At 62.7% G+C, this 18,858-nt stretch carries 16 protein-coding genes and 2 pseudogenes; 5 read left to right on the top strand and 13 right to left on the bottom strand.

The features are described from left to right. Positions 1-71: 71 nt before the first annotated feature. Both AABM54_RS26350 and AABM54_RS26345 read right to left on the bottom strand, forming a co-directional pair. Complete coding sequence (locus AABM54_RS26350; RefSeq protein ID WP_347902799.1) at positions 72-1,523, bottom strand: alanine/glycine:cation symporter family protein; 1,452 nt, start codon at positions 1,521-1,523, stop codon at positions 72-74. A gap of 416 nt (positions 1,524-1,939) precedes the next feature. Continuing rightward, on the bottom strand, positions 1,940-2,299 hold the full coding sequence (locus AABM54_RS26345) for a CesT family type III secretion system chaperone (protein WP_347902798.1): 360 nt from the start codon (positions 2,297-2,299) through the stop codon (positions 1,940-1,942). A 203-nt stretch (positions 2,300-2,502) separates the two neighbouring features. Between AABM54_RS26345 and AABM54_RS26340 the strand changes: the two genes are divergently transcribed. After that, positions 2,503-3,891 (top strand): ADP-ribosyltransferase, encoded by a 1,389-nt coding sequence (locus AABM54_RS26340; protein ID WP_347902797.1) that lies wholly within the window; start codon positions 2,503-2,505, stop codon positions 3,889-3,891. Between the two features lie 29 nt (positions 3,892-3,920). On the opposite strand, the gene AABM54_RS26335 is transcribed toward AABM54_RS26340, so the two are convergent. The 10 genes from AABM54_RS26335 to aspA form a co-directional block, all read right to left on the bottom strand. Further along, positions 3,921-4,922 (bottom strand): aromatic ring-hydroxylating dioxygenase subunit alpha, encoded by a 1,002-nt coding sequence (locus AABM54_RS26335; protein ID WP_347902796.1) that lies wholly within the window; start codon positions 4,920-4,922, stop codon positions 3,921-3,923. Beyond that, positions 4,919-6,058 (bottom strand): GNAT family N-acetyltransferase, encoded by a 1,140-nt coding sequence (locus AABM54_RS26330; protein WP_347902795.1) that lies wholly within the window; start codon positions 6,056-6,058, stop codon positions 4,919-4,921. The genes AABM54_RS26335 and AABM54_RS26330 overlap by 4 nt, the downstream gene beginning before the upstream one ends. Beyond that, complete coding sequence (locus tag AABM54_RS26325) at positions 6,055-7,209, bottom strand: ATP-grasp domain-containing protein (RefSeq protein ID WP_347902794.1); 1,155 nt, start codon at positions 7,207-7,209, stop codon at positions 6,055-6,057. Before AABM54_RS26325 ends, AABM54_RS26330 begins: the two co-directional genes overlap by 4 nt. Continuing rightward, on the bottom strand, positions 7,197-8,555 hold the full coding sequence (locus AABM54_RS26320) for a F390 synthetase-related protein (RefSeq protein WP_347902793.1): 1,359 nt from the start codon (positions 8,553-8,555) through the stop codon (positions 7,197-7,199). Before AABM54_RS26320 ends, AABM54_RS26325 begins: the two co-directional genes overlap by 13 nt. Beyond that, positions 8,545-9,399 (bottom strand): MBL fold metallo-hydrolase, encoded by an 855-nt coding sequence (locus AABM54_RS26315; protein ID WP_347902792.1) that lies wholly within the window; start codon positions 9,397-9,399, stop codon positions 8,545-8,547. The genes AABM54_RS26320 and AABM54_RS26315 overlap by 11 nt, the downstream gene beginning before the upstream one ends. Further along, positions 9,396-10,403, bottom strand: a complete 1,008-nt coding sequence (locus tag AABM54_RS26310) for an NAD(P)-dependent oxidoreductase (protein WP_347902791.1) — start codon at positions 10,401-10,403, stop codon at positions 9,396-9,398. The genes AABM54_RS26315 and AABM54_RS26310 overlap by 4 nt, the downstream gene beginning before the upstream one ends. Then, positions 10,403-11,422: a beta-ketoacyl-ACP synthase 3 gene (locus AABM54_RS26305; protein ID WP_347902790.1), complete on the bottom strand. Its 1,020-nt coding sequence runs from the start codon at positions 11,420-11,422 to the stop codon at positions 10,403-10,405. The genes AABM54_RS26310 and AABM54_RS26305 overlap by 1 nt, the downstream gene beginning before the upstream one ends. After that, on the bottom strand, positions 11,423-12,148 hold the full coding sequence (locus AABM54_RS26300) for a hypothetical protein (protein ID WP_347902789.1): 726 nt from the start codon (positions 12,146-12,148) through the stop codon (positions 11,423-11,425). 109 nt (positions 12,149-12,257) lie between these two features. Continuing rightward, positions 12,258-12,983 carry a hypothetical protein gene (locus AABM54_RS26295; protein WP_347902788.1) on the bottom strand — a complete coding sequence of 242 codons (726 nt, stop codon included), beginning with the start codon at positions 12,981-12,983 and terminating at the stop codon, positions 12,258-12,260. 223 nt (positions 12,984-13,206) lie between these two features. Next, positions 13,207-14,631 (bottom strand): aspartate ammonia-lyase, encoded by a 1,425-nt coding sequence (aspA, locus tag AABM54_RS26290; protein WP_347902787.1) that lies wholly within the window; start codon positions 14,629-14,631, stop codon positions 13,207-13,209. A 180-nt stretch (positions 14,632-14,811) separates the two neighbouring features. On the opposite strand from aspA, the pseudogene AABM54_RS26285 reads away from it, so the two are divergent. Continuing rightward, positions 14,812-15,724: pseudogene (locus AABM54_RS26285) on the top strand (LysR substrate-binding domain-containing protein). 54 nt (positions 15,725-15,778) lie between these two features. Here the strand turns inward: AABM54_RS26285 and AABM54_RS26280 are convergent. Continuing rightward, positions 15,779-16,378, bottom strand: coding sequence for a hypothetical protein (locus tag AABM54_RS26280; protein ID WP_347902786.1), 600 nt, complete (start codon positions 16,376-16,378; stop codon positions 15,779-15,781). 462 nt (positions 16,379-16,840) lie between these two features. On the opposite strand from AABM54_RS26280, the gene purE reads away from it, so the two are divergent. The 3 genes and pseudogenes from purE to AABM54_RS26265 all read left to right on the top strand — a co-directional run bounded on the left by purE (position 16,841) and on the right by AABM54_RS26265 (position 18,784). Beyond that, positions 16,841-17,332, top strand: coding sequence for a 5-(carboxyamino)imidazole ribonucleotide mutase (gene purE, locus AABM54_RS26275; protein ID WP_347902785.1), 492 nt, complete (start codon positions 16,841-16,843; stop codon positions 17,330-17,332). Between the two features lie 11 nt (positions 17,333-17,343). After that, positions 17,344-18,430, top strand: a pseudogene (locus AABM54_RS26270) (5-(carboxyamino)imidazole ribonucleotide synthase). A 105-nt stretch (positions 18,431-18,535) separates the two neighbouring features. Next, entirely contained in the window at positions 18,536-18,784 is a 249-nt protein-coding gene (locus tag AABM54_RS26265; protein ID WP_347902784.1) for a GlsB/YeaQ/YmgE family stress response membrane protein, read from the top strand. Positions 18,785-18,858 lie beyond the last annotated feature (74 nt).

Raw genomic sequence — 18,858 nt, 5'->3', positions numbered from 1 at the left:
GCGACCGAGCATGACGCCGGTCGCACGCTGTGTCACGTCGGGCGCAGGGGATGCGCCCGGGTTTTAACCGATCAGCGTTGCGCTGCGGTCACGCCTTGCGGCTCAGCTTCGGCTTTTTGGGCGGCGGCTGGCGGGTTGGCTGGCCAGGCTTTCAGGTCCAGGTCCAGGTCCGGGAACTTGCTGGAATCGAACACCGGCGTCTTGATGCCCGCCGCACGCTGGTCATCGTAGTCACGCAGGATGCGCATGCCGACTTTGAACAGCAGGAACAGCGCGATCAGGTTGACGAACGCCAGCATGGTCATGGTGATGTCGGCAAACGCGAACACCGTGCTGAGGTTCTCGATGGCGCCCCAGAAAATCAACACCAGTACCAGTGCGCGGTAACCGATCAGCGCCTTGCGGTTGTCGCCGATCAAGAAGCGCAGGTTGCTCTCGCCCAAGTAGTAGTTGTAGAGAATCGAGGTGAACACGAACAGCGCCAGCGCCACGGAGATGAACATCCGGCCCCACTCGCCGACGACGGCGGCCAGGGAGTTCTGGGTCAGGGCAATGCCGTCGCCTTCAAAACCTGGGGTGTAGAAGCCCGACAGCAGGATCAGCAACGCGGTGCAGGTGCAGATCACGAAGGTGTCGAGGAACACGCTGAACGCCTGAACCACGCCTTGCGCGACCGGGTGTTCGACCGAGGCCACGGCGGCCACGTTTGGTGCACTGCCCAGGCCGGCTTCGTTGGCGAACACGCCACGCTTCACGCCCATGATGATGGCGCTGCCGACCAGGCCGCCGAAGGCCTGATCCAGGCCGAAGGCGCTTTTGACGATGGTCATCAGCATGCCCGGCACGTGGTCGAATTGCAGCACGATCACGTACAGGGTCACGGCGATGTAGACCAGGGTCTTGACCGGCACCAGCAGGTCGGCGATGGCGGCGATGCGCTTGATCCCGCCAATGAACACCAGGCCCAGCAGCACCGCCAGGCCGAGGCCGGTGTAGGTGGTGTCGAGGCCAAAGGCGTTATTCAGCGAGTGCGTTACCGCGTGCGCTTGCAGGCCGTTGAAGGCAAAACCGAAGGTCACCAGCAGCAGGAACGCCATGATCATCCCCAACCAGCGCTTCTGCAGACCGTGCTGGATGTAATAGGACGGGCCGCCGCGATACTGGCCTTCGGAGTCGCAGCGCTTGTAGAGCTGGCCGAGGGAGCATTCGAAGAAGCTGCTGGACATGCCGACCAGTGCGGTCACCCACATCCAGAACACCGCACCCGGGCCGCCGAGCGTGACGGCAATGCCGACACCGGCGATGTTGCCCGCGCCCACACGTCCGGCGAGGCTGAGCATCAGCGCCTGGAACGAGCTGAGCTGGCCGGCGCTGCTGCGCAGGCTGTCGCGGAACACGGAGAACATGTGGAAGAAGTGGCGCAATTGGACGAAACGCGAGCGGATCGTGAAGTAGCTACCGAGCCCGACAATGAGCACGATCAGTACTTTCCCTGAGAGGAAGTCGTTAATGACTTCAAGCATGGAGTATTCCTCGCTGTTTTTTCTGGAGCAAAAGCTGGGCGGCTCGACACATCGCGTTACACCCGGTTGCGCACGGCACAACAGGTGGGGCGAGGGTTCGACCCGGTTCCATTTCGCGGGTTGTTATAAGTGCGGTTTTCGCATGAGGGGGAGCCTCGTTACCGACGGCTGCTCACGCGAAGAGGGCGGGCACTATACCTAGGCGCGCGCCAGCCGTCTGCACAGCCGTGGTGCAGGCGACAAAACGTGAGGGGGGGGCGTCACGCTCGGCGCGAAAATTCCGGGCGGGTAAAATCGCTGCCCTGACAGGCCCAGGGCCCGCCCGCCAAGGCGTTGCGAACCTTGGGATGTGAGCCGGGCAGAAACCCTGGGGCGGCCCGCGGGTTGGCCAACGATTGACCTGTTTTGCTCATGGATCAGGCAATCTGGGTCAGCTGACGGGCCGCGTGCACCAGTTGTTCCAGTTGATGGTGGGCCATGGCGCGGTCCAGTTGCAGCAGGGGCTGGCGGTTCCACAACACCCGGTCCTGGCTTACGGGATCACGCCCCAGCACCGGTTTGCAGACGTCCTGGCTGAACAGGTTTTGCTCTTCGACCGGAGCGTGCCCGGTTGGCGTCACGTTGACGAACATCAACAGGTAACCGACCGGATGCTCGGTCAGGTGGCAGACATGGCTGTCGAGTTGCAGGCTGGTCACCGGATCGATGGTCGAGGGTGCCGGCAGTGACAGCGAGAGGTAGAGCTGCTTGATCGCTTCTTGAAAGTGCGCGGTCATGATGATTTCCGAGGGCTAAAAGAACGCATTAGAGCAGTACGGAAAATCGCTAACTATCAGCCATGGTTGGAGTTTTTTAACTTTGGTGAACAAATTTTCCGAACCGTCGCGTCTGCAAAAATCACGACCAATCCTGATAGGTCGCCCCTGCAAATCTCCCTAGACTTCCCGGCAAATCAAGGGCAACACAGAAGGAAGTCACCTTGCAGATCAATTCGCTGGCTCATAGCCACGGCACACTCCCAACCCAGGCTCCAGGCATACAGGAAGGTCGGTTGGGCAACCTCAGTGCTCGTCCGGTCGACACCGACGCTGCCGCAAAACTGCTCGCCGGGCGAAATGAGTCACCCCAGGGGGGCGGCTTGCTCTCACGAATCCTGGCCCAGATCAGCCGACCGTTTGCGGCGGTGCGGGAGTGGATCGGCAACTTGCTGGGTCACAGCGCCCCTCGTGCCCCGCAGGCGGCGCCCCAGGCCCAGACGCCGCCCGTTTCTGCGGCGGAACTCAAATTGATGATGCAGCATTTTGCGCTCAAAGAAGCCCCTAACGGCCTGGCCAAGGCGGGTCAGTTGGCCGACGTCACTGCCGCGAATCTGCTGGAAAAACACAGCGCGCTCGCCACCGGCAATGGCGCCTTGCGCTCCGTGGCTACCGCGTTGAAAGCCGTCAAGGATCACTCGCAGAACGCTGACAATCGTTCGGTGGCGACCACGCTGCTGGATCAGAAAGTGGCAGGCATTTCCTTGCAGCAATGGGCCACGGTCGGTGGGCAGGCCAGCGCTTGGCTGCAAGAGGCGGCCGCGCCGCAGTTGGCGGAAGCCGCGCAGCAACTCAATCAATTGGCCAGCGATGTCAGCCAGTTGGAGCAGGCGGTCGGTCGGGAGTTGAGGGGCGAACCCGTGACCCCGCCACCCGCCGATAAGCTGGCCGATGCGCTGCTCGAGCATTTCGGGCTGGAGGCCGAGCAGTACCTGGATGAACCCAAGGATGGCCAAGCCTCGGCCTTCAGCGATGGGGAAGTGATGGCCATCGGGCTCTACACCAATGGTGAGTATCAGCCACTGAACCGCGCTTTGCGGGCCGGCAAGGAACTGGATCAAGGCCAGTCGGCAATTGCCGAGGGGTTAAGTTCGGCCTTTGGCAAAGTCGACGCTGACGAAACCGTCGTCAAGACCTTCCGGGGCACCCGCGGCGGCGACGCGTTCAGCGGTGTCGCAGAGGGCCAGAAAGGCCAGGACGCGGGCTACCTGTCGACGTCCATGAATGCGCAGACCGCCAAGGACTTTGGCAACCATGGCACCCAGTCGACCGTGTTCGGCAAGTCCGGGTTGGATGTCAGCGCCATTTCGATCGAGGCAAACGAGCAAGAGATCCTCTACAACAAGGATACCGAGATGACCGTGCTGTTCAGTGCGAAGGACAGCCAGGGCGTGACCAAACGCGTGTTGGAGGAGTCCGCGTTGTCCGCAGACAGCGGACGTCAGAAGGGTTTGCTCGATGCGCTGGATTTACCCGCCGCACCGAAGGCGCAGGCAGGTGATGCACTGAGTCAGGACCCGCGTTTGAGACTGCGTGGCCTGGATCTGGCCTGATCGCCACTCGGCGACTTTTCGTACAGACCCTAGAGCCAGATCTCGAGCTGGCGTTCCTCAAAGGCAATCGGCTGGCCCTGTTCAAGCAACCGCCGAATGCTCGGCCCGAGCAAGTCTTGCGGGCCGTCCAGCGGCGTGGCGGGGCTGGCCTGGAAGCGCCGCTGATTGGCGCTGACCTGTTCCAGGATCTGCCGGTCCTGGCGCAGGATCACCCGGAATAACTGGCGCAACACGCTGCGCTTGAGCGCTGCCGGAAGCCAGCCCTGCGCCGTGGCGATCCGCGCAAACAGGCGTAACTGGCCGTCGCCGCAAGGCGTCAGCCAGGCGCTGACCAACAGATTGAGGCCGTCGCGGCGGTCACGGTACTCGATTTCCGCCAGGCCCGGCAGACGGAAACGGCCCATGCTGGCGCCGCGCTCACCTTCGAACAGTCGCGAGATCAGCCCTGACTGTTTGCCTTCCTCGCTGTACACCGCCTCGACGCCATCGGCGAGGGGGCGAACCCGTGTGTTGATTTTCTGCCGTTGCTTGTCGTGACGGATCCAGCCGGCGTGGACGAAATGGGTATGGAAACCGTCGAGGAAATTCTCCGCCGCGTCCTGCAACGAACACTGCACCTGATCGGTAATCCAGAACGTGTCGAGTTTCTGCCGGTGTTCGGCGGGGGCAACGGGCGGCGCCAGCGGGCGCTCGGCGCCCAGGCTGACCCACACCAGCCCATGGGCTTCGCAACTGGGCAGGCTGTCCAGCAGTGGTTTGCTGCACGGTGCCAGGTTGGTGCCGGGCACGCGGGTACAACGCCCGTCAGCGGCAAACCGCCAGCCGTGATAAGGGCATTCGATCTGCCCGTCGCGGACCTTGCCCGCGCTCAAGGGTGCGAAGCGGTGCGGGCAGCGATCCGGCAGCGCGGCGGGGCGCCCGTCGTCGGCGCGGAACAGCACCAGCGGCGTGCCGTGCACCTGGCACGCCAACGGCGTGTTTCGCAGTTCATGGCTGAGCGCTACCGGCCACCAGTGAGCAAGCGGATTCACAGTTTGAGCTTCCTCATCATGGGCACGCCGATGCCATGCAGCAGGCGGCTGAGCACGGTCCACACCAGCCGCCGCCCCCAGGACAGATGGGCGACGTGGATCAGGCTGTATTCGATCTGCGGCTGGCCGCCGCGCAAGCGTTTGAACTCGGCGGCGCCGGAGCTGAAGTTCAGCACCTGGCGGCGTTCGACGGCTTCTTGCAGGCACAGACGCGTCAGTTGCCGATACAGCCCGGCCCGTTGGGGCAGCGCGGTGTCGTAACCGACAATCGGGGTGCTGATCACTGTCGCATTGGCGAACCAGCCCAGCGCGCCGTCGATACGTCCGTCAGGGCTGCGCAAGGCGTGCAGTTCGAGCCAGCCTTCGCGTTGGCCGCGCTGCATCCATTGGGCGCTGTAGTGCGGGTTCAGCGTGCAGTACTTGTCCAGGTACAGCAGGTTGTAGAGGTGCTCGATGCGCTGGAAGTCGGCGTCGCTCAATGCCGAACCCGGTACCACTTCATACGGGCTGCGTCGTAGCAGCGTGGCGTCCAGCCGGGTGTTGTGGTGCTTGAGAAACGGCGCCTGTGCCCCGGCCCGACCGTCGAACAGATAGACCTGGCGGCTGGGAATGCTCAGGTAGCCGAGGGCTTCCAGGCATTGGCGCAACTCACGGTTGCTGAAGTCGTTGAGCGAGCGAAAGCCGAACCCGTGATCGGGAAAGGTTCGCCGCAGCAGCGCGGTGATCGCTGGCAGTTCGGCGACGTTCCAGCCGCTCGGATAAAGGTTGGTCGACAGCAGCCAGTTGTTCACCTGCACCAGTTTGTCGACCTTGGCCGCGCTCAGCAGGCGGTCGACGCCTTGGGTCAGCCGCTTCAGCGGCCAGGTCAGCCATGGCCGGCCGAGGCGCTTGAGTTCTTCGCGGGCATAACCGCTGTAGGCGGTTTGGGGCGACACCACGTAGCAGTTGTCGGCCGGTTCGTTGCCTTCGGTGATGCTCACCGGAAACTGCTGCGCGCCGGTGTCGAGCAGCGCCATGCGGGTGCTGACATTGCCGATCAACGCACCCCCGGCGCAGGCCCGCACGTAGTGCCGGGCGAGGCTGTCATTAGGGCTGGCAGGCTCGCTGAGGAGTTGTTCTTCAAACAGCAATTTCATCGCACGTGCTCGCTTAACGGCTGGCCGTTCCACTCGATGTCTGCCGTGGACGCGGCCAGCAAACCGCAGCGCCGGGATGCAGCCCGGGTGATGATTTCTGCGAGGCTCAACACTTGCGCGGCCAGCGGCCAGACGTCGCCTTTCTGGACGATCACATCGCGGGCAGCCGCGTAGTCACGCCAGAACGGCGCACTCAAGGCGTGTTGCGGTGCCGCCAGCAAAAGCATCGCCAGCGCGATCATCCGGGGTTCCGGTGTCGGTTCCAGCACACGCTCGGGCCGCTCGCTCAAGCTGCTCACCAATGACCGGCGCTGGTTGTCGAACAGGTGCACGCCGCTGGTGGCCCGTGGGTTGCACTCCAGTACATGGAAACGGCCATCGCGGTCCTCGATAAAGTCGAAACCCACCTGGCCGGTGTAGCCGGTTGCGCGGCCGAACTGCTCGAGAAACCGGTGCACCGGTTCCGGCGCGCTCGGCTGGAAGTAGATCCCCGAGCCACGGCCCACCCGGTAGCGCGGGTGATAACAACTGTGAGCGCGCAGGTCGCCGTCGATCAGCACGCTGAAACTGCAAAACTCCCGCCCTTCGATAAACCGCTGCGCCACCCACGGCGCGGCGTGAGTGGGCTGCACGTTGCTCAATTGTTGGGGCGACGGGCGAATCAAGGTCTGCGAGGCGAAGCGCGAGTACGCCGGTTTGAACACCCACTGCGCGGCCTCGTCGGCGAGGGCCAGCAATGCCTGACGGTCCGTCAGCAAACGGGTTTCGGGGGCGGCCAGGGCCCAGCCATCGGTCATGGCCGCAAAGTGACCTTTGTGATGCAAGCGGTGCAACAGCGCAAAGTCGCTGGTCAGCACCCGACACAACGGTGCCAGGCGTTCGAGACCGTGGGCCAGGTAAAACACTTCTTCGCAGGTTGGCAGCAGCAGGTCGATGCGCTGGGTTTCGATCACCGTCGCGAGGGCTTCGACCCAGGCCGTTGGGTCCTGTCGTGGCTCGGGCAAGCGCACGAAGTGCTGCGCCGAGCGGCTGAAACGGCTGAGCGGCTGGCTCAGCGAATCGCCGACGCTGACGGTCCATCCGGCCTCGTCAAAGGCTCGCGCCCATTCCAGGCAGGCCGGCGCACGTGCGCCGAGAATCAGTACGTGCATGGCAAACCCTCGGGCAATTGCAGGAGTTTCAGGCGTCGGCGCTTGGCGTGTGGCGGCGGCGCTTGCCAATGGCCGAAGCTCAGCGCCGGAGGTTGCAGGCCCTGTTGGGCACACAATGCGTGGACGCTGGCGCTGAGGGCCGCGCACAGGCTGGCGTGGTCGTCGGCGGTGCGCAGGTTGATCTGCCAGTGCAGGCCTTGTTGGTGGATTTCATACTCCTGCAACGAGGCGCCGTGCATCAGCAAGGCGCGGCGCAGTACGTCGGGATAGAGCGCCAACAGTTGACGACCGGCCAGGTCAGGCAGCCAGAGAACGTCATCGGCGCGGCCCTCGACCGCAGCAATCGCCCGTTCGACCCGCCCGCAGGCGCAAGGCGTTTCGGCAACCCGCAGGATGTCGTTGAGGCGGTAGCGCACGATCATCTGCGTGCGCCGGGAAAAGTCAGTGATGATCGGCTGAAACCGTGTGCGCGCGGCGTCCAGCCAGTCTGGCTCGATGTGTAGATGGCTTTCGTTCAGGTGCAGGGTGCCTTGCTCGCAGGTGTAGCCGAGGAAGCCTTCGCTGGCCTGATAAATCTGCTGCGGCGCGACGCCGAACGCTGTGTGAACGGCATCGGCGTCAGCGCTTTCGAGGACTTCAGCCACCGACAGAATGTGCGTGGGGCGGATCGTCAGGCGCCCGGCCAGCGCCGCTTCGGCGAGGCCGCGCAGCACGGTGGCCGGGGCCACCAGCACATCGGGGTTTTGCGCGTTGAGGCGTGCCAGCGATGCGTCCAGGCCAAGGGTCAGGTCATGAAAGGCGAAGTCGATCCGGCGGCTGGCCAGGGTGGTGTAGAGGCGGCTGTTGGCGCGCAGGAAAAACGCGATCCGCAGCGGCGCACGCCAAGGGCAGAGCAGGCGTGGCAGCAGGTGGCGGGGCAAGGTCCGCGCCAGCAGGATGCCGGCCCAGCGCTGGCGCTCCAGCGCACTGACCAGAAACACCCCTTGATTGCCCGAGGTGCCGCTCGACAGCCCGACGGTGATGTCGCCCAGCGTCGGGCTGAAGTCGCGGGACTCTTCCGCCTGACGCGCCACTGGCAGCACCTGTTCCAGGCTCAGGCCACGGCTGTTGAACCCGGCGAAATCGCCCATCAACGTGGCTTTGTCCATCAGCGGCAGGTCGGCCAGGTCGGTGACAGTCAGGCCTTTGAAGCGCTGGGCCTTTGGCAACACGCGTTGCAGGAAGTGCTTCAACTGCCGGGCCTGCCAGGCTTCCAGTTGTTCGCGTCGGGTGAATCGCAGCCGGTAGCGGCTGTGGATAAAACTCAGCGCGCTGCGCAGCGTCCCGATCAATCGTTCACTGCTCATCGCTGAACGCCTCCCAGGCCTGGGTGCAATGGGACGGCAACACCGCCACGGTCGGTTCACGGCGGATCAATGTGCCCAGGCCGCTGTAGGTCTGGCGGTACTGCTTGGCGTCGTGGCTGGCAAACCATAACGCGGGCGGAGCCGGCAGGCGCTCGGCGCGGCAGGCGGGCACCGACCAGCAGGCGTCCGCCACCAGAAACACCGGGCGACCCTGGGCATCCGGGATGAACAAACCGAGCTGGCCCTCGCTGTGCCCCGGCAGCGGCACGCCGATCAGGCTGCCGTCGCCGAGCAAGTCGAGACCCTGGCTGAAGGGCGCCATCCACTCCGGCAGCGCAACGTTTTTACAGGTGTCGGCGAGGGTCAGGCGGGCGCCAAAATCGTCCGGCAGCAACGCGGGCAGATGACCGCCGAGGGTGGCGCGCCAGCGGTGGCCGCGCAGGCTTTCGATGTGTCGACGGTCGGCATCCAGGGCAATGAACGAAGCCTGGGGAAAGTCCCGCAGCCCGGCGATGTGGTCGCTGTGAAAGTGCGAAATGATCACTGTTCGAATGTCGTTCGGGCCAATGCCGAAGGCCTTCAATTGGGCGAGCAGTTGTTCCTGCACCGGCAGTTGCACTGGCACCGCGCCGCGATACAGACGTTCGGGCAGCGCTTGGGTCGCCTTGAAAAAGTGTTCGGCGTAACCGGTGTCGTACAGCATCCACCCCGCATCCGGGTGGCGAATCAGGCCACACAGCGCCGGAAAGCGTGTCGGCGCCCAGCGCCCGCCACGATCGGCCATGCATTCCAGGTGTTGGCACCAACCGGCACGCAACACGTTGAGGCTGACTGTCCGGCTCATGCTCGCGTGCCTTGTTGGGCGAGCCACCACTGCGCGTGCTGGTGAATGCCTTCGTCTTGAGTGATCACCGGGCGGTAACCCAACTCGGTGCGGATGGCGCCGAGGTCCAGGGTCTGACTGAACGCCAGCACGCCCGCACCATAGCGAGTCAGCAAAGGCTCGCCGCTGCCGCGCAGGCGAGCGCTGGTTTCCAGTATCCGCGCCACCGCGTCCACCAGCCGCCATGGCAGGCGCCGGGTGCGCAGGTTCAGGCGAAATTGCTCGGCGACGCGGTGCAGCAAGTCTTCGAAGGCCAGCGGCGTGCCGTTGCTGACGTTGTAGGTGCACACGGCTCGTGGCAGTGGCTGGGTCAGGCTCAACTGCACCGCGTGCACCAGGTTGTCGACGCAGGTCAGGTCCAGTTGTGCCCGGCCACCGCGCATCAGCGGGATCGGCCCGCGCTGCATGACGCGCAGCAAGCGCGGCATCAGCGTCCCATCCCACGGGCCGAACACCGCACGCGGGCGCAGGATCACCGCTTCGGCGAGCCCGGCCTCACGCACCCGCGTTTCGGCCAGCGCCTTGCTGCGGGCGTACTCGTTGACCGGCGGCGGCATCGGCTCGTCTTCGCGGATGCCGAGGCGATCACGGAAGGCGAAATACAGGCTTGGCGTCGACAGGTGCACCAAGCGTTTCACCGCGTTGGCGTGGCAGGCCTGGAGCACTTCGTCGGTGGAGTCCAGGTTGGCCCGGACGAAGGCCTGCGGCGTACCCCACGGCGAGGACAGCGCCGCGCAATGCACGATGGCCGCGCAACCCCGCGTGGCGTCGCTCAGCGTGGTGGCCGCTGCGGGCGTACCGTGTTCCAGCGGGACCCAGCGCACCGCGGCGGGGCTGTGGCGAATGACCTCGGCCGCCGCCACGGCGTTGCGGCCGCTGAACTGCACCTCGCAGCCTTGGGCCGCCAGCCGCCAGACAATGTGCCGGCCAATGAACCCGGTGCCGCCTGTGACCAGAATCTTCATCAGTACTCCAGGACCATGCCGCCGAGGGACAGGCCTGCGCCGGTGCCGATCAGCATCAGCCGTTGCCCGCGCTGGATGCGCTGGTCGCGGATGGCGATGTCCAGCGCGGTGGGCAGCGAAGCGGCGACTTGATTGCCGTGTCGGGAAAAGATGTCGATGACCTTTTCGGGGCTGAAGCCCAGCCGCTTGGCCGCATGTTGCATCGCCTGCTGGCTGGCCTGATGGGGGATGACCCAGTCGATCTGCGCCTGGCTCAGCCCGGCCTGGGTCAGCAATTCATCCATCAGCGTGGGCAGGTGCTTGGCCGCAAGACGGAACACGCCTTTGCCGTGCATCGAAAAACTGGTCAGCGGTTCGAACGGGGTGTCGATGCGGCGCGGGTGAAAACGCGAGCCACCGGCGGGGATCTGGCACAGGTGCGCGCCTTCGGAAAAGGTCTTGAGGCTGGAGGCAATGATCTTCGGCCCGCCATCGCTGACGCCCAGCACCACGGCGGCCGCGCCGTCGCCGAAGATCCCGCAGACTTCCACGTGCTGCCAGTCCAGCCCGCACGAAGCGATGTCCGAACAGACCAGCAGGATGCGCCGGTAGCGCCCTGCAATCAGGGGCCACGACAGGGTGTCGACGGCGGCGATGAAGCCCAGGCAACTGGCGTTGATGTCCATGGCCGGAATGCCGGACTGGCCCAGCCCCAGTTCCCGGTGCAGCAGGGCGGCGTTGCACGGCATGCCTTGGTCCATGGTGCCGCTGGCGCAGGCGATCAGGTCGATCTGGTCCAGCTTAAGGCCGGCCGCGCGCAAGGCGTGGTGCGCCGCAATGGCGCCAAGGCTGGCGGCGGTTTCGGCGCGGCTGGCGACATGCCGTTGGACCACGCCGCTGATGCGCGCGACGCTGCCCGCCACCAGGCCCAGCTCAGCGTCCAGTTCGGCGCTGGTGACCACTCGCTCGGGCAGGGCATGCCCGGAACCCAAAATGGTCACGGGGCGGGGGGCAAGGGGCAAAGGCTGTGAAGTCTGCATTCAAATTCCGTTTGGCGAGGATATAGCGTCGTGCGATGAATCGGCGGGAGGGGCTTGCGGGCCGCGCACAATCTCGCCCGGCGCGACTGGTGATTTCTGTAGCAGCAGCTCCAGCCCTTTCTGGTAGTGCTCGGGGTCCATGTCGTCGCTGTGTTTGGCGATCAGCAGCACCTGCTTTTTACGCAGCAGGGCGGCATCGGCCACTTCGTAGAAGTCTTCGCATTGGCTGATCAGGACAATTTTGTTCCAGGCCAGTCGCGAGGCGCGGCGCTTACCCCGGCTGAGGACTAACTGTTCGTCTTCGATCAGCAGCCGGTAGGCGCCCTCGGACCGGCTCAACATAAACTGCACTTTGGCGCGGATCACGCGCTCGTTAATTGCGCGAAAGTCTTTGTGTGGCCGGGTACGGCGTTCGGCAATCTGCTGGCGCAGCGGCTGTAGCCAGCGGCTGGAATAACGTCGCCAGACCCAGAGCAGGCCAACGGCAAAGATGATGTTGGCGATGACTTTTTCCGGGGTGATTGCCTGCTGCGCAAAATAACTCGCCGTGAAACCGGCCACCAGCAACAGGAGCAGTAGCAGGGGCGAGAGCAAGCGGTCCTGCCAGTACGTCGTGCGCTGTTGCAGGCGTGCGCTTTGCTGGTCGTGCTTGTGCATTTCATGGGGCAGCAGGATGCCGATCCGTTTGGCGGTATGTTCGGGGGTAATGTGAAAGTGAAGTTCCATCGTTCGGTCCTGGCGTCCATGTCCTCGAATGCGGCCGCATCTTAACCGTTTCAGCTTTTACACGGTGCAAGCATCTTGTCGGGATGGCGAGCAGGCGACGGGCAACAAGCTACCTGGGGAAGGTTTCGATAGTCGTTTGTGCCAGATTCACCAGCGCCGCATCGAGCACATGCCGCTGCCGGGCGTAGGCCTCACCGCATGCAGTGATGGCCTCGTCCTGATTGATCAGCTCAGCCATCTCTGTCGACGTTGCTGTGCCGGCATGGCTGTTTCGCAGGTGCCTCTGGCGCTGGTCTGCGTGTTCGAGCGCGTCCGCCAGTTCACTCATCTGCAAATACCGAAGCTGGGCGATTGCCTGCGGCAGATGAAAACACAGGGCGCTGTCAAAACCCTCCCACTCTTCATGGAGGGTCCATTCGTAGAGCGTCATGAAGCAGCGCAGCGGCGGCGCGAGCCGTTCGATGTCGTCAAACGACAGCCAGTACTGGCGTTGCAGGTTTTCCACGTGCTCAATCGCATCGGCGATCAGCCCAATGGCTCGGCTGTTGTCCTGGGGGTTCTTGCGCAAAATGCGTTCGGTCAGCGTAAAGCGTGCGTCCTCAATGGCGGACAACGCTTGAGGTATGTCGTAGTGAGCGCGTTCCAGGTAGGGCTGTGCCTCGGTCGGCGGCAAACCGGACTTGGCCACCAGCAATTGCAGCAGCTCGCTTTTGAACCGCTCGGCCGCACGTTCCGCGTTGCCGGTGCACTGGTCGAGCAGCGTCTGTGCATGCCGCAGACTCACCGGGACGAGTTGGCGCAGGCGTGTGATTGCTTGGAGGTGCGTCGTGTCCATGGGCTTGCGAGGCCTCCCTGCCAGAAACATTCAGAACATTTGCTCAGTCGACCACAGGTTGCAACCTTAATGAAGGCGCCCGGCGTTTGTCTTTCAGCAGATAAAAAAAAGGGCCTGGAGAGTGATCTCCAAGCCCTCAAAAGGTGAGAGGTGTCTAGTCCCTCAACCTGGTGAGCGTGGCTCCTGGTGCTCTTCGTTAAAAGAGCAAGGAGCCGGCGTTTGGTCAGGCCTTCAAAGGCACCAGACGCGGGGCAATCATGTTTTCCGGGCGCAGGATGTCGGCGAGCATTTCTTCGTCGAGCAACTTCTCTTCGCGCACCAGTTCCAGCACGCCACGGCCGCTTTCGAGGGCGATACGGGCGATGCGGGTGGCGTTTTCATAGCCGATGTACGGGTTCAGCGCGGTGACCAGGCCGATCGAGTGCTCGACCAGTTCGCGGCAGCGGGCTTCGTTGGCGGTGATGCCGACGATGCAGTGCTCGCGCAGCATGTCCATGGCGCGTTGCAGCAGGCGGATCGAGTCGAAGATCTTGAAGGCGATCAGCGGCTCCATCACGTTCAGTTGCAACTGGCCGCCTTCGGCCGCGATGGTCAGGGCCAGGTCGTTACCGATGATCTGGAAGGCCACCTGGTTAACGGCTTCCGGAATAACCGGGTTGACCTTGCCTGGCATGATCGAGCTGCCTGGCTGACGCGCTGGCAGGTTGATTTCGTTGATGCCGGTGCGTGGGCCGCTGGACAACAGGCGCAGGTCGTTGCAGATCTTCGACAGCTTGACCGCGGTACGCTTGAGCATGCCGGAGAACAGCACGAAGGCGCCCATGTCGGAGGTGGCTTCGATCAGGTCGGCGGCCGGTACCAGCGGTTGACCGCTGATCAGTGCCAGACGCGAAACGGCCAAGTGCTGGTAACGCGGGTCGGCGTTGATGCCGGTGCCGATCGCGGTGCCGCCCAGGTTCACTTCGGTCAACAGTTCTGGTGCCAGTGTTTTCAGGCGTGCCAGGTCTTCGCCCAAGGTGGTGGCGAAAGCGCGGAATTCCTGGCCGAGGGTCATCGGCACGGCGTCTTGCAGTTGGGTACGACCCATCTTCAGGACGTGGTTGAACTCTTCACCTTTGGCCGCGAACGACTGGATCAGGCTGTCGAGGCTGGCGAGCAGGGCATCGTGACCCAACAGCAGACCCAGGCGGATAGCCGTCGGGTAGGCGTCGTTGGTCGACTGCGCCATGTTCACGTCGTTGTTGGGGTGCAGGTATTGGTATTCGCCCTTGCTGTGGCCCATGGCCTCCAGCGCGATGTTGGCGATGACTTCGTTGGCATTCATGTTGGTTGAAGTGCCAGCGCCGCCTTGAATCATGTCCACCACGAACTCTTCGTGGAAATCGCCGCGGATCAGACGGGCGCAAGCTTCGCTGATGGCAGCGTGCTTGGCTTCGCTCAGGTGACCCAACTCGCGGTTGGCGTCAGCGGCGGCCTGTTTGACCATGGCCAGGCCCACCACCAGCTTCGGGTAATGCGAAATCGGAACGCCGGAGAGACGGAAGTTATTCACCGCTCGCAGGGTCTGGATGCCGTAATACGCTTGAGCCGGTACGTCGAGTACGCCAAGCAGGTCTTTTTCGGTGCGGAAAGATGCAGCGGAGGACATGATAGAAATCATCTCGATATGGACCCGGTCTGTGCCGGAACGCTGCGAATGCTAGGCGTGTGCGAAATTTTGGGCCAATGCTGTTAAACACTGGCCTATGCACATTCGGCATAATGCCGGTGTGACGCCGCGTGTGTGGCGAACGTGTGACCTAAATTGGTGCGTGTCCGGGAGGACGTGATGAATCTGGAAAGCAAATGGCTCGAGGACTTCAGTGCCCTGGCCGCCACCCGCAGCTTCTCGCAGGCCGCCGAACGGCGCTTCGTGACCCAGCCAGCGTTCAGTCGGCGGATCCGCAGCCTGGAAGCCGCGCTGGGGCCTGCAGTTGGTCAACCGCTCGCGCACGCCGATCGAACTGACGGCGGCGGGGCAACTGTTTCTGGTCACCGCACGCACCGTGGTCGAACAGCTCGGCGAAGTGCTGCGCCACTTGCATCACCTTGAAGGCGGGCAGGGCGAAGTGATGCAAGTCGCGGCGGCCCACTCCTTGGCGCTGGGGTTCTTCCCGCGCTGGATCGCCCAACTGCGCAACGAAGGCCTGAACATCGCCACGCGGCTGGTGGCCACCAACGTGGGCGACGCGGTGCACGCGTTGCGCGAAGGCGGCTGCGACCTGATGCTGGCGTTCTACGACCCGGACGCCGCGATGCAAATGGACCCGGAGATTTTCCCGTCGCTGCACCTGGGCCATACCGAAATGCTCCCGGTGTGCGCGGCCGATGCCGACGGCAAACCGTTGTTTGACCTCGAAGGCGAGGCCAGCGTGCCGCTGCTCGCCTACAGCGCCGGGGCCTTTCTGGGGCGTTCGGTGAACATGCTGCTGCGCCAGCGCGCCCTGCGCTTCACCACCATTTATGAAACGGCGATGGCCGACAGCCTCAAGAGCATGGCGCTGGAAGGGCTGGGCATCGCCTGGGTGCCGCAACTGAGCGTGCGCGCCGAACTGGCACGCGGTGAACTGGTGGTCTGCGGCGGTCCGCAATGGCACGTGCCGCTGGAAATTCGTCTGTATCGCTGTGCGCTGGTACGCAAGGCGAACGTCAGGTTGTTGTGGCGCAAATTGGAGGGTGGTGCCGCGAGTCCTAACGTTTAAGTGGATACAGGCAGATACGTTCATTTTGCGCCTCTGCCAAACAAGGTTGAAACATCACTTTTTGTCGGCCAGATAGTTTTTGATATTCTGTCGATTGGCGGAGCTAAAGGTGTAAGAAATGGATCTGATCATGTTTCGTTCTGGCACCATGTAGGTTTCGGCCCACCAGCCGTTGTACTGAACTTCCCAGTTCTCATGGTTGGCCCCCAGTAAGTGGCCAATCTCATGGCCGACATGCAGAAAGCTGTTGAGTGATGCAATTGCAAATGTCCCGGTATTGGTCGGGGGCCAAAGAAGAGCGATGCCTGCGATCTTAATGTTCACGTTTTGGTGGGTGACCAGAATGACTTTGGTCAACGGGTCGCTTAAATCAAAGCCCTCTTTTCTCATTTCGTCTAAGAACTTGTAACCTAGAGCTTCCCAGCCCCGCAGGATGGTCATCGTATCCTCGCCTCTATATGCAAAGTTGCTATAGGGCGCGCCGCCACCGAAGATGACGTTGACTTTTCGGTCGGTGAAGCTTTCCAACTCTTTTACGAGAGGCTGGAAATGGTCAGCATAAATCGTCTTTCTTGTTGCTTCTGGCACGTCATCATGAACGATGGCGACTATGTTAATAGCATTCTTTTGTGGTTGTTCGATGTTCGGAGTCATCCTTGAATCCCTTGTTTAAAAGTTCCTCGAGTTTCAGTTGAGTTCGAGGTGATCGTTAATTGTAGTTGCTGAGTGATAAGGGTGATAAATGGAGATGATCAGACTATTCCGCGAAGTGTAAGTTTGGCGACTGAACGTGTATTTCCTTCTATTGCATAGCAGTAGAAACTGGAGATCAAGTCAACGTCTTTAAGTTTATTTAGGTGTGCTGGGTCGTGCATTCGGCTAGCTGAGTTGTCCTTTCTGGACTGGCCGTGTCAGCTGACTTTCGAGTCAATAAAGTCGTCGTTTGTGCCACATGACAGATGGTCACTCAAGGGGCTGTTTATCTGCTTCATTACGGTATACTGCGCGGCCTTCGGCCGGTTCGCCCGGCCATAATTCGTACATTCAAGCCACGCATTTCGCGTGGCTTGTTGTTTTTGACGCGCCTGCGGGCGCCCAGAGAGAAGAGGCACGACGATGAGTGCACTGGTTGGCGTGATCATGGGCTCCAAGTCCGATTGGTCCACCCTTAGCCACACCGCCGATATGCTGGAAAAGCTCGGCATTCCTTACGAGGTTAAAGTGGTCTCTGCCCACCGCACCCCGGACCTGCTGTTCCAGTACGCCACCGATGCCGAGTCGCGTGGCATCGAGGTGATCATCGCCGGTGCCGGTGGCGCGGCCCACTTGCCAGGCATGTGTGCGGCCAAGACCCACCTGCCGGTACTGGGCGTGCCGGTGCAGTCGTCGATGCTCTCGGGCGTCGATTCGCTGCTCTCTATTGTGCAGATGCCTGCGGGCATTCCGGTTGCCACGCTGGCCATCGGCAAGGCCGGCGCGATCAACGCGGCCCTGCTGTCGGCAAGTATCCTGGGCGCCAAGCACCCGCAATTCCATGCGGTGCTCAAAACCTTCCGTGCTGAGCAGACAGACAGCGTCCTGGACAATCCAGACCCACGCATCGCCTGAGGTTGTTGACGATGAAGATCGGTGTAATCGGTGGCGGCCAGTTGGGCCGCATGTTGGCCCTGGCGGGAACTCCGCTGGGCATGAACTTCGCTTTTCTGGACCCCGCGCCGGATGCCTGCGCAGCCGCGTTGGGCGAACACCTGCGGGCCGATTACGGCGATCAGGATCACCTGCGTCAATTGGCCGATGAAGTCGACCTGGTGACCTTCGAATTCGAAAGCGTCCCGGCTGAAACCGTGGCGTTCCTGTCGCAATTCGTGCCGGTCTACCCGAGCGCCGAAGCCCTGCGCATCGCTCGCGACCGCTGGTTCGAAAAAAGCATGTTCAAGGACCTGGGCATTCCGACGCCGGCCTTTGCCGACATCCAGTCGCAAGCCGACCTGGACGCCGCAGTCGCCACCATCGGCCTGCCCGCCGTGCTGAAAACCCGCACCTTGGGTTACGACGGCAAGGGCCAGAAAGTCCTGCGCAAACCTGACGATGTCGTCGGCACCTTCGCCGAGTTGGGCAGCGTGGCGTGCCTGCTGGAAGGCTTCGTGCCGTTCACCGGTGAAGTGTCGTTGATCGCCGTGCGCGCTCGCGACGGTGAAACGAAGTTCTACCCGCTGGTGCACAACACCCACGACAGCGGCATTCTCAAGTTGTCCGTGGCCAGTACCGACCATCCGTTGCAAGCCTTGGCCGAGGACTACTCCAGCCGCGTGCTCAAGCAGCTGGATTACGTCGGCGTGATGGCGTTCGAGTTCTTTGAAGTCGACGGTGGCCTGAAGGCCAACGAAATCGCCCCGCGCGTGCACAACTCCGGGCACTGGACTACCGAAGGTGCCGAGTGCAGCCAGTTCGAAAACCACCTGCGCGCCGTTGCCGGCCCTGCCGCTGGGTTCGACCGCCAAGGTGGGCGAGAGCGCGATGCTCAACTTCATTGGCACTGTACCGCCGGTGGATAAGGTCATCGCCATCGATGATTGCCATCTGCACCACTACGGCAAGGCGTTCAAGGTCGGCCGCAAGGTCGGTCACGCCAACCTGCGTTGCGCTGACAGGGCCACGCTGGCGCAACAGATCCTCAAGGTCGAAGCGCTCATCGCCGAGCAATAAACCTTGTGCGAGGCGGGAACCTTCGGTGACCGCCGTTCTCTGATGGCAGGATGCCAAAGTCTGACTAGGCTTTGGCATACAGCTCCTTCATTCAGAGGAAACGCCATGGGTATTATCGGAACCATCTTCATCGGCTTGATCGTCGGCCTGCTGGCCCGTTTCCTGAAACCGGGTGACGACAGCATGGGCTGGATCATGACCATTCTGCTGGGTATCGGCGGTTCGTTGGCCGCGACGTATGGTGGCCAGGCACTGGGTATCTACCATGCCGGTCAAGGGGCAGGGTTCCTCGGCGCGCTGGTGGGCGCGGTGGTGTTGCTGGTGATCTACGGCCTGATCAAGAAAAACACCTGATTTAAGCGACAAAGCCCCCTCTGCCTCAACCGCAGAGGGGGCTAGAATGCTCGGCGTTACACCGTCCTTCCCTT

This window comes from Pseudomonas purpurea, assembly GCF_039908635.1.
In the GTDB taxonomy this organism is placed as follows: Bacteria; Pseudomonadota; Gammaproteobacteria; order Pseudomonadales; family Pseudomonadaceae; genus Aquipseudomonas; species Aquipseudomonas purpurea.
The sequence above is the reverse complement of the archived record's forward strand: the minus strand, read 5'-3'. Positions and strand labels throughout refer to the sequence as shown.